Below are 11,351 nucleotides of genomic sequence, written 5' to 3'. Positions count from 1 at the left end.
CTGTCATCCGAATAGCTGACACTGGGATTCAGAAGACTCGACCAGGTAATAAGAACTAGTCACGCGCTGGCTCTCTAAAATTACTTTAGCTATAAATATTAAGAAATTTACTAAATAAAAAAAGACAAAAGAACCCCCGTATAGCGAGTTTTGACCCTATAATAATTTAAATTGGCGTTGTAATAATGTGCTAACGCTTATTTAAAGCGCGTTTTGGCTGAATGTAGAAAAAATAAAAAAGACATGCAGCCGCTATAATTTTATGTAATTTGCCAATAAATATCTGAGTTTTTTTACTGAATTTTGTCGTTGAGCCCAAAAACAAGGATAAATACTCTTATTAGTATAATAAGGAAAGTGGGAAAGTTTGTCAAGTGGTTTTTATTGGCTGTTGTGCTGGAATAGGTCTACTTTGATGGCAGTTTAAATTTCACAATAAATTGTTTGTTTAGTTTCCATAGCTTTTATATCATACTATAATTGCAACTGTTTTAACAGTAATCAGAGCCTAAAGGAGGCTTAGTATCAATGGATTACTCGTAAAATAAATTTTATGGGAAGTAGAGCTTGGTTCATTTGGTTGATCAGTAACTTGATTGTTATATTCAGCAATATGCAGATAATCTATACTTTTATAAGTGTAAATCTTGAAAAAGAACTTGGGATCACAATTGCGCAAGTTGCACTGGCTAATTCAGCATATACTTGGACTTTTGCCATCTCACAATTTTTCAGTGGGGCAATGTTTAACGTTTTTTCCAGTAAAAAAATTTATTTTTTCTCATTGTCAATTATGATCTTTGGGTTTTTTGTCCTTATCAACAGTGACAATTTTGCCCATTTAATTTTATCTCAATTGTTGATTGCAATTGGAGCATCGTTTGGTTTTATTGGCGCTGCTCATATAAGTAGCACATACTTTCCCATTACCCAATTTGGATTAATGTTTTCACTAGTGCAGACAATTTCAAGTCTTTCCGCTTTGACGATTCAAATGTTATTCTCTAGCTTTCTTGCTGAAGGTACAGATTGGAAGAATCTAATTGTATGCGTAATATTATTTGGCGTGTCGATATTTGTACTTATGTTTTTTTATCCAGAAGGATTTTCAAAAAAAAGTTTGGAAAGATACATAATAAAAAGCTCTATAAAAACAGTAATACGTTCTGTACTAATGGTGCTAAAATTAAGAGATATCTGGATAACCTCAATAGTGGGTGCTATTACTTTTGGAACATTTTTAGCGCTTAATATGTTGTGGGCACCAAGGTTACTAATCAACTTAGAGCTCAATACAATGGAGTCAGGTGTGGCAACTGCAATATTGTGGCTTGGTCTTGCAATTGGTGCTCCAATTGCAGATCTAATCTCAAATCTATTTGAAAATAGAAGGCACGTAATCTCCGCTTTTGCTCTACTGCAAGGCATTTCAATTATTATTTTACTATACAGTCACTTAACAGCTCATATTGTATACTTTTGTATGTTAATGTTTGGTTTTTTTTCAGGAGGACATATGCTTAATTTTACTGTTGGCAGTGAGATTGTGGAGCGGAAATACATTAGCACATCATCATCCATTATCAATGGATTTATGTTTATTGTCAGCGGAATTGTAGTATCAGTTTTAGCGCTTTTTCCAGATTATCAAAAAGCGCTTTTCACAGTATTTGCGATGTTAGCAGTTGCTAGTATTTTAAATTATGCTACAAAAGAAACATACTATAAAAATAAAGTAGCTGAATCTTGAGTCGATTGCTATATTATATTGACATACTGTAATAAATTATGGCAACAAAAGACACAACAGTAACTAAGGCAACAATAGCTGAATGCATAAATCAGGAAATTGGACTATCAAAAGAAGACTCTATTGCGATAATAGATGATATATTGAATGAGATAAAGACAAGCTTGGTAAAAGATGGAATAGTAAAAATATCTTCATTTGGAACATTCTTGGTTAAAAAAAAGAAAGAAAGGCCAGGAAATATACCAAATACATCGAAAAAAGTAGTAATTCAAGCGAGAAAATCAATTTCTTTTAGATCTTCACAAGTGTTAAAAAAATCAATAAATAATCGATGAATAAGGAAAAATTATTTTATACAATTGGGGAAGTAGCTGAAGAACTACATTTGGAACAGCATGTTTTAAGATTTTGGGAAAGTCAATTTCATCAAATCAAACCCATAAAACGTAAGGGAAGAAGACTATATGATCGTAAGTGTATAGAGGCGATAAAAAAAGTAAAATACATGCTATACGATAAAGGATATACAATAAAAGGAGTACAAAAGGAATTTTGTAACGATGTAAAAATCAATCATGATTTAAGGAATTTGTTTCAAGAACTTACTGATTTAAGAGACTATTTGATTGATAAAATAAATGAAGAAAGTAATGAGCAGACGTAAAACACTATAAAGTTTTGTGAAAGTTGATATATCTAGAGATAAGTTTATGTTTCGTATAGTCTTGTTCTTTATATTATCAGCAATACTGATAAGCTGTGGCCTGCAAAAACCTGCTTCTGTACTACTTAAAGGTGAGGAGTTTTATGGGAAAAGAGACCTAGAGTACACAAGGGAATACCATTTGATTAAAGAAAATGTTGATTCTTCGCTGCGAAAAGAAAGTAGAAAAGCCTTCGTAGATAAGGTATATAACAATAATGCACAAAGCATGTGTAAATTTGTAATACCGGTTAAAGGTGCAGCTACCTCTTCTGATAAAATATGTCAGGATGGCATAAGAATTACTGCTCAAAATGGAACAAATGTTATTGCTTCTGCACCTGGCAAAGTGATATACGTAGGTAAAGGACTGAGGTGGTATGGAAATTTAATTATAATGGAACATAAAGATAATTACATGACTATGTACTCCTATTTAAAAAACATACAAGTTGAAATTGATGATAAAGTAAAACAAGGCCAGGTTATTGGGTCTGCAGGTAAATCAAGCACACAAGATAAAGATCCGCAGATGTGTTTCACAATACGGCATAATGGTCAAGCAGTCGATCCTTTGGCACACATAAATTGTGATTAAATTTATGAAATATGATTTTAAAAACATTGAAAAATTCTACCAAAATAAGTGGGATTTTTCTGTAAGCAAAGATAGTAAACAGAAGAAATGTTACGTGTTGGAGATGTTTCCATATCCATCTGGTAAGATTCACATGGGGCATCTGCGTAACTATGCAATAGGAGATGTAATAGCACGTTACAAAAGAGCTTGTGGATTTGAGGTTTTGCACCCAATTGGCTGGGATGCGTTTGGATTACCAGCTGAAAATGCAGCGAGAGACAATAACATTAACCCTGCGGCGTGGACAAAAGAGAATATAGACAATATGCGTGCGCAGCTAAAGTCTATAGGTCTTTCCTACAACTGGAATCGTGAGCTCTCCACATGTGATCCCGATTATTACAAAAACGAACAGAAATTTTTCCTGGATTTTTTAAAGCATGAGCTTGCCTATCGAAAAGAGTCGTGGGTTAATTGGGATCCAGTGGACCAAACAGTGCTTGCAAATGAGCAAGTGGTTGATGGAAAAGGATGGCGATCAGGTGCAGTTGTTGAAAAACGTAAGTTATCTCAATGGTTTTTGAAGATTACTGATTTCGCTGAAGATCTACTTGAGTACTTGCAAAATTTAAAAAACTGGCCAGAAAAAGTCAAAACGATGCAAGAACGCTGGATAGGAAAGTCCGAAGGGGTAACTATAGAATTTGAAATAGGTGGCTTGAATAAGAAGTTAAAGATTTTTACAACTTCTCCTCATACTTTATTTGGAGCTTCTTTCTGTGCAGTGGCAGCAGAGCACCCTATTGTGCAGGATTTAAAAGATGGTTCTTTTGCTGTCATTCCAGACGCTTCTGAAGCTTTGTCATCCCAGTGCTTCGACACTGGGATCCAGGAAATAAAATCGAAAAGAGAGAGTGACGAAAAAATCGGGATTTACACAGGATTAAATGTCAAACATCCATTTCTTGATAAGGAATTGCCCCTCTATGTAGCGAATTTTGTGTTGATGGAGTATGGAGAAGGTGCAATTTTTGGTTGCCCTGCACATGATCAGCGTGATTTTGAATTTGCGCAGAAATATGATTTGCCGATTATTCCCGTTGTTTCTTTGGCCCACTTAGGTGTCATTCCAGCGCGTGATCAGGATTCTTATAATGGATCCCAGTGTCAAGCTACTTGGATGACAGAGGATTTAAATGAAGCCTATACTGGCGATGGAGTGATGTTCAACTCCGAATTCTTAAACGGACTAACGGTTAATGAGGCAAAGAAAGTAATCATTAAAAAGCTTGAAGAAAAAGGGATAGGTAAAAAAACAGTAAACTATCGTTTGCATGATTGGGGAATTTCAAGGCAACGTTATTGGGGATGTCCTATACCTATTATATATTGTAAAGATTGCGGAACTGTGCCAGTTCCAGAAAAAGACCTTCCTGTAGTTCTACCAACGGATGTAGAATTTACAAGTGGCGGTAATCCCCTGAATAACCACCAAACTTGGAAGTTTGTTGATTGTCCAAAATGCGGAAAGCAAGCAGAGCGTGAAACTGATACATTCGACACTTTTTTCGAGTCTTCTTGGTATTTTGCTGCATTTTGTAGTGAAAATAAGTCTATCAATAAAGATGCGTGTAATCGTTTTATGCCTGTTGATTATTATATAGGTGGGATAGAACATGCAATTCTGCATTTGCTTTATTCAAGATTTTTCTGCCGTGCTTTGACCAAATGTGGCTATTTTGATATTAAAGAGCCTTTTTCTACTTTAATCACTCAAGGAATGGTCTGCCATGTAACTTATAAAGATGAGAATGGCAAATGGCTCTTTCCTGAAGAAGCAAAAGATTTGATGGCACGAGGTGCTAAGGTTCAAGTTGGGAAAGTTGAAAAGATGAGCAAATCGAAAAAGAACACAATTGACCCAAACTTTATCATAGAAAAGTACGGTGCTGATACTGCTCGCTTGTTTGTATTATCTGACACTCCTCCAGAAAAAGATATGGAATGGTCAGATGATGGCGTAGAAGGCTGTTCTCGCTATATAAATAAATTGTGGCGTATGGTAATGCAGCTAAGGCCTATACAACTGCCTGTCATTCCAGCACGTGATGCTGCAGTGTCACGTACTGGGATGACACCAAATTACACAGATAAACTTCTAGAATATAGAAAAAAAATTCATAAGCTCTTACACGGACTTACAGATGACTTGGAAAACTGCAGGTTAAACTGTGTAGTGGCAAAATTCCGTGAAATGACGAATTTAATAGCTGAAATAGATGTAAAAACTGGAAAATCTCTTATTGATGAAGGTATACGTATACTAATCAGAGTAATCGAACCGTTCATACCACATCTAGCTGAAAGCCTATGGCAAGAAATAGGAGGTCAACCTTGGCCAAAAGCTGATGAATCACTACTAATTGATAATATGGTGACTGTGGCAGTGCAGATCAATGGAAAGTTGCGTGCGACTATCAAAGTAGCAACTGATTTACCTCAAGAAGAATTGAAGAAAATAGCAACAGGTTCTGTATCTAATAGAATCGATCAAAGCAAAATTCGCACTATATATGCTATACCAAATAAGGTAGTAAACATAGTTATATAAAAATTTGAGTAGCACGTCCCTAATTTTATAGTTATACTTTTTTTGATATGCAGTTATATCTTTTTTAATATAAAGGATATATACTTACGCATTATATATTTTTTGGTATGGGTAGTTATATGAAAATAAAGAGATTGTGTGTTTTGGCTGTATTGCTCACTTCATCTCTAGCAGGTGCAGATGATAATGCAGCGGCTAATTTAGAGAGTCAGTACTATGCAGGTTTAAACTTTGGTGCTGGTTGGGGTGGTGGCTTTAAAATGAAACCTGGCGTTGTTCTTGGTTACCATTATGACCAAAACTCTGAATTTGAACTTGAGGTTCTCAGTAATGTTAAGTCATTAAAGAGCATAGGAGCTAGCTTATTGGTAAACTACCGCTTCTATCCTGGCCTTAATATTGATCCCGTTAAGCTATACGTTAGTGGAGGTTTAGGTGGATATCTCCAAGTAATACCTTTTGGCTTTGGTGGTGATGGTGCAGGTGGTGATGGTGCAGGTGGTGATGGTGCAGGTGGTGATGGTGCAGGTGGTGATGGTGCAGGTGGTGATGGTGCAGGGGAAGGAGAGAGTAAAGAAGCTCCAGCTCTACTAGCTGCTGAAAAGCTCCCTGGTTCATCTTTAGTAGATAAAATGCTGGGTGCTATTTCGTATAAACTAAAGGTTGGTGTTGATTATGAAGTTACTCCGCAGATAATTGGTACAGTTGGTATGACCATGGGTGGGCAACTAAGTAGTTTTAAACCACCATTACAAATACCGGACGCGATGCTAGAGGTAGGAATACGTTATAATTTTTAATGCTCTAAATTGCATATTTCTGTAGTGGATAAGGTGATCCTGCAAAGTGGTTTGCTGTTTGGACAAAATTAGATGTTATTATCTAGAGACGGGGTATCTATTCTTCTCATGCCCTCAACTAATGAAATTAGAAGCATCAGCTCCCTGCTGCAAGCAAGCAGCGACTACAGTGTTCATCATAAGAAATGCAATTGTCATCGGGCCAACGCCTCCTGGTACTGGAGTAATTGCTTTGACTTTTTCTTTTATTCCTTCGAAGTCAACATCACCTACAAGCTTACCTTGATTTCCTACGTTAACGCTATTTATTCCAACATCAATTACTATTGCACCTTTTTTTATCCAATCTTTTTGAATAAAATTAGGTTTTCCAACTGCTGCAACTACTATATCCGCTTTGGAACAATACCCAGCTAAATCCCTACTTTGTGAATGCAAGATGGTAACAGTGCAGTTTTCTTGCAGCAATAAGTGAAACATTGGCTTACCCACGATGTTTGACCTACCAATCACAACTGCGTTTTTACCGGACAGATTATTTTCAACTGACTTAATTAAATGCAAAGAACCTTTAGGAGTACAAGGTATCAGACAATTTTTTTCACCTTTAACTAACCTGCCAACATTTTCATCATGAAAGCCATCTACATCTTTTTCAACACTTACTGCATTAATTACTCTGCTCGCACTGATGTGATTTGGTAGAGGCAACTGAACTAAAATTCCATGCACAGATGGATCTTCATTTAATTCATTAATTTTTCCAATTAACTCATCTTCTGATGTCTCACAAGATAAAAGAATTGTTTCAGAACTTATGCCTATTGATTTTGCTTTTTTCTGTTTGTTGCGAACATAAACCTGACTTGCTGGATTGCTACCAACGAGAATTACTTTTAGGCAAGGAAAAATATTATGCTCTCTCTTTAAAGTATCAATTTTTTGTGATAGCTTCTCACAGAGACCATTAGCTATTTTTTTACCGTCAATAATAATTGTCATTTCCTTGCCACTCCTTGAAATTAGGCAATGCGATATCAAATAAATTCAATACTTTACCAACAGAATGATTTACAATATCATCCAAAGATTTTGGTTTAATATAAAAAGCAGGCATTGGCGGAGCAATAATTGCTCCCATCTCCGTTAGTTTTAACATATTTCGTAGATGCCCAAGATGTAGTGGCGATTCTCGCACCATAAGAACTAACTTTCTTCTTTCTTTTAGCGTTACATCTGCAGCTCTTGTCAATAGATTGGAAGTAACACCTGATGCAATTTCAGACATTGTCTTCATAGAACATGGAGCAATAACCATCCCTGAGGTTTTAAATGAGCCGCTTGCTATTTTTTCTCCTATTTTTTCTTCAGAATAGTAAAAATCTGCAAGCAATGTAATATCTTCAAGTTTTTCTTTCATCTCATGAGCTAGAGTTATTTTTCCAGCACTGCTGATCACTAAATGAGTTTCATGGTTGGTATTTTTTAGTGCTTCTAGAATCCGTACACCATAAATAGAACCAGATGCTCCACTTATTCCAACTACAATTCTACTATTCACTTAGCTCTTCTTCGCAACCCATTCCTAATGCACGTTTATAGGTATCAAGTAATATTTCCTGTTCCTCTCTGTCACCATCATCCATCTTTCTTAGCCTAATAATTTGTTTCATCACTTTTGCATCCCAGCCTTCATCTGCGCTTTTGCATATATATCACGAATGTGATCTTGCACATCCCTCTTTTCTTGTTCAAGTTTTTCGATTCTCTCTATGTAACTCTTCAACTCTTCAGCCGTTATTTTTACTGTATCTTCCATAGAACCCAACTAATTAATTGCTACTATAGTATTATCAGTTTTTACTTGTACTTCAATAACAGTAATAACATTTTTATCTTTTTTTAAAATCTTAAAGCAAAAACCGTACATGAAAAATTCTTCGTTTTCGTCAGGAATGCGTTCTATCTCGTTTACAATCATACCCGCTAGAGTCGTAGCTTCATCATCAGGGAGATTCCAGTGTAACTGTCTGTTAATGTCTCTAATAGTAGATTTCCCTTCTATGTGATACACATTATCAGATATTTTTTTTATAAAATTCTCCGTGATCAAATCATGTTCATCCGAAATTTCTCCAACTATTTCTTCCAGTATATCCTCAAGAGTTACGATTCCCTGCAGTGCTCCATACTCATCAATAACAAATGCAAGGTGTTTCCTGTTTTTACGGAAGTTGTGAAGTTGTACACTAAGCGGCATACTTTCTGGTATAAACCAAGGCTTTGACATAACTTGGGCAATCTCTATTTTATTATCCTTTTCACGCAAGGCGTTTATTAGATTTTTCACGTGAACCACTCCAACAATATTATCTGGTTCTTTTTGCCATAAAGGTACTCTACTATGACTGCTGATTAAAATCTCTCTTATTAAATTTTCTTTGTTTCGATCTATATCAAGAGAAAATAAGTTTCTCCTGTGGATCATAATTTGTGATATTTCTGTTTCAGCCAAATCAAGTATACTACTTAGCATATCTAAATCCTGTTGCAGCATAGTTCCTTCACTGCGGTGAAGAGTAATCATATTACGCATTGCGTCTGCTGCGGATATTATCTCCCTATTCTTATGAAGCCCACATAACTTCAGAATGAGATTGACAATAAACTGAATGCCTAATGTCAATGGAGAAAGAATCTTGACAAAAAACAGCATAAAATAAGCAGAAAGTAATGTAAATTTTTCAGGATTTTGTATGGCGTAAGTTTTTGGTAAAACTTCACAAAATAGCAAAATACAAAACGTCATCATGACTGTTGAAAGAAATATGCCCTCACGCCCAAAAGAATTTATAAATATTGCTGTAAATAAAGCAGAGCAAGTAATGTTAATAATTGTATTGCATACTAATATTGTTCCTATTGTTAATTCTTTTTTACCTAACAAAAGGTTTATTATCTTAGCTTTTTTGTGACCTTCTAGCTTTAGTTTATTGACTTGGGAGCGGCTAATTGAGGTTAACCCTATTTCTGCTCCCGAGAACAAAAACGATAAAATCAACAAGAAGAAAATTGCTGACAATACTGAAACCAATAACCAATCCATTAAAGTATGATGTTATTGCAATATAGAAACAGAGTTGATTTTATATGTTGTAAGGAGCATTTGCAAGTTTATATATCTTTAATATTAAAAAACAAATCATGAAATATATCACACACTGCATTCACATGCACACTCTCAACAATAAGTGGAGGAGTTATTCTTATTACTCTATTATTTAAAATTTTAGTCACTATTAAGCCATTGTCAAGGGATTGGCTAACAATTTTATCAGCCAAAGGTACTCTAAGCTCTATCCCTATCAATAAACCCTCTCCACGAACTTCTGAGATTATCTTCGGAAATTCTTCAGCTAAAGGCAACAATTTTTCTTTTAGATATTTACTAACCTTCTTAACATGGTCAAAAAAGCCTTCTTCTAGCATTACATCGAGTACTGCATTACCAACAGTCATAGCAAGTGGATTGCCACCATAGGTTGATCCATGAGTTCCTGGAGTAATTGCTTCTGCTATGTAATCTTTTACTAAACACGCAGCTAGGGGAAATCCATTACCCATAGCCTTCGCACAAGTGAGCATGTCAGGTTCAGCTCCTATATTTTGATAGTAAAATAGAGAGCCAATCCGTCCATATCCGCATTGCACTTCATCAAAGCATAAAATTATTCCTTGAGCTTTTGTTATCTCTCTTACTCTTTTTAGATACCCTACGTCCAATGGATGTACCCCTCCTTCACTTTGTATAGGCTCTAAAAATATAGCAGCTGTTTCATTGCTGATTTTTTCCTCTAGCGCTTTAATGTCATTTCTTGGTACCTTGTCAAAACCAGAAAGGAGTGGAGCAAAACCTTCGCGTGATTTTTCATTTCCTCCAGCAGAAATTGCAGCAATACTGCGGCCATGAAAACCTCCTTCAATTGTAATGATGCGATTACGCTTTTCCTGATTTTTTGAGTAGAAATAACGGCGAATAAATTTAATTGCAGCTTCTGTTGCTTCAAGTCCACTTGAGCAGAAAAAAACTTTATCAGCAAAGGTAAGTTCTGTTAAACGCTGAGCGAGCCTCTCCTGCTCAGGGATAGTGAAAATATTAGAGCAGTGCCACAATGAACCCAATTGCTCTTTCAGTTTATCTGTAATGTATGGATGACAATGGCCTAGAGAGGTTGTAGAAATTCCCGCAGCAAAGTCTAAATATTTTTTACCATCCTTATCGAAGAGATATACTCCTTCTCCTCTAACTATAGAAGCTTCAGATCTATTATAGGCATTAACAATATGATCCATTTTAAATATTATCTATACTATGCATGAAATTGATATAAAGCTTTTCCTTCATAACTAAAAATTTAGCTAATATTCCATAGCTCAACATAAAATTCAGAAAATTTAATTATGTATAAAAAAGTAAAACTACACTAATTCACACTCAGCAAAAAAGAAAGCTATTTCCCTATGAGCATTTTCTAGACTATCAGAACCATGAACTCTATTTTCACTAATGTCATCAGCAAAATCACCTCTGATTGTGCCTTTATCTGCCTGTTTTGGATCTGTAGCTCCCATGATTTGTCTGTATTTACTTACTGCATTTTCACCAACTAAAACTTGAACTATCACAGAACCAGAGGTCATAAATTCCACTAATTCTCCAAAAAAAGACCTATCTTTATGAATTTCATAAAACAGCTCTGCTTGTTTTTTTGTCAGTAACATCATTTTTTGTGCTATAATTTTCAGCCCAGAGCTTTCAATGTGTGAATTTATCTTGCCTGTAATGTTATTTTTTACTGCATCAGGTTTTAATATTGAAAGTGTTTTCTCAATTGCCATGTTGT

General features: G+C 35.4%; 11 protein-coding genes and 1 pseudogene. 6 read left to right on the top strand and 6 right to left on the bottom strand.

All coding sequences use genetic code 11. The features are described 5' to 3' along the window. Positions 1 to 553 precede the first annotated feature (553 nt). From wVul_RS07585 to wVul_RS09495, 6 genes are all read left to right on the top strand, one after another. Positions 554 to 1,750 carry an MFS transporter gene (locus wVul_RS07585; RefSeq protein WP_047759769.1) on the top strand — a complete coding sequence of 399 codons (1,197 nt, stop codon included), beginning with the start codon at positions 554 to 556 and terminating at the stop codon, positions 1,748 to 1,750. Positions 1,751 to 1,788: 38 nt separating this feature from the next. Then, complete coding sequence (locus wVul_RS07580) at positions 1,789 to 2,088, top strand: integration host factor subunit alpha (RefSeq protein WP_047759768.1); 300 nt, start codon at positions 1,789 to 1,791, stop codon at positions 2,086 to 2,088. Beyond that, positions 2,085 to 2,417 (top strand): MerR family transcriptional regulator, encoded by a 333-nt coding sequence (locus wVul_RS07575; protein ID WP_047759767.1) that lies wholly within the window; start codon positions 2,085 to 2,087, stop codon positions 2,415 to 2,417. Before wVul_RS07580 ends, wVul_RS07575 begins: the two co-directional genes overlap by 4 nt. Positions 2,418 to 2,463: 46 nt before the next feature. Continuing rightward, positions 2,464 to 3,054, top strand: a complete 591-nt coding sequence (locus tag wVul_RS07570) for a murein hydrolase activator EnvC family protein (protein ID WP_047759855.1) — start codon at positions 2,464 to 2,466, stop codon at positions 3,052 to 3,054. 4 nt (positions 3,055 to 3,058) lie between these two features. Beyond that, positions 3,059 to 5,647, top strand: a complete 2,589-nt coding sequence (gene leuS / locus wVul_RS07565; protein WP_047759854.1) for a leucine--tRNA ligase — start codon at positions 3,059 to 3,061, stop codon at positions 5,645 to 5,647. Between the two features lie 119 nt (positions 5,648 to 5,766). Next, the gene (locus wVul_RS09495) at positions 5,767 to 6,447 is read left to right on the top strand and encodes a hypothetical protein (protein ID WP_047759853.1); all 681 of its coding nucleotides are present in this window, start codon (positions 5,767 to 5,769) and stop codon (positions 6,445 to 6,447) included. 114 nt (positions 6,448 to 6,561) lie between these two features. On the opposite strand, the gene folD is transcribed toward wVul_RS09495, so the two are convergent. From folD to ndk, 6 genes and pseudogenes are all read right to left on the bottom strand, one after another. Beyond that, positions 6,562 to 7,449, bottom strand: a complete 888-nt coding sequence (gene folD, locus wVul_RS07555) for a bifunctional methylenetetrahydrofolate dehydrogenase/methenyltetrahydrofolate cyclohydrolase FolD (protein WP_047759766.1) — start codon at positions 7,447 to 7,449, stop codon at positions 6,562 to 6,564. Further along, positions 7,433 to 8,008, bottom strand: a complete 576-nt coding sequence (locus wVul_RS07550; RefSeq protein ID WP_047759765.1) for a UbiX family flavin prenyltransferase — start codon at positions 8,006 to 8,008, stop codon at positions 7,433 to 7,435. Before wVul_RS07550 ends, folD begins: the two co-directional genes overlap by 17 nt. Continuing rightward, positions 8,001 to 8,266: pseudogene (locus wVul_RS10190) on the bottom strand (DUF2312 domain-containing protein). The gene wVul_RS07550 and the pseudogene wVul_RS10190 overlap by 8 nt, the downstream one beginning before the upstream one ends. A 9-nt stretch (positions 8,267 to 8,275) precedes the next feature. After that, positions 8,276 to 9,553 carry an HlyC/CorC family transporter gene (locus wVul_RS07540; protein ID WP_047759764.1) on the bottom strand — a complete coding sequence of 426 codons (1,278 nt, stop codon included), beginning with the start codon at positions 9,551 to 9,553 and terminating at the stop codon, positions 8,276 to 8,278. A 68-nt stretch (positions 9,554 to 9,621) separates the two neighbouring features. Beyond that, positions 9,622 to 10,800: an aspartate aminotransferase family protein gene (locus wVul_RS07535; protein WP_047759763.1), complete on the bottom strand. Its 1,179-nt coding sequence runs from the start codon at positions 10,798 to 10,800 to the stop codon at positions 9,622 to 9,624. 126 nt (positions 10,801 to 10,926) lie between these two features. Then, complete coding sequence (gene ndk, locus wVul_RS07530) at positions 10,927 to 11,346, bottom strand: nucleoside-diphosphate kinase (protein WP_047759762.1); 420 nt, start codon at positions 11,344 to 11,346, stop codon at positions 10,927 to 10,929. Between the last annotated feature and the right edge of the window lie 5 nt (positions 11,347 to 11,351).

The organism is Wolbachia endosymbiont of Armadillidium vulgare str. wVulC, assembly GCF_001027565.1.
Classification (GTDB): domain Bacteria; phylum Pseudomonadota; class Alphaproteobacteria; order Rickettsiales; family Anaplasmataceae; genus Wolbachia.
This window is presented reverse-complemented; position numbering and strand designations above follow the sequence as displayed.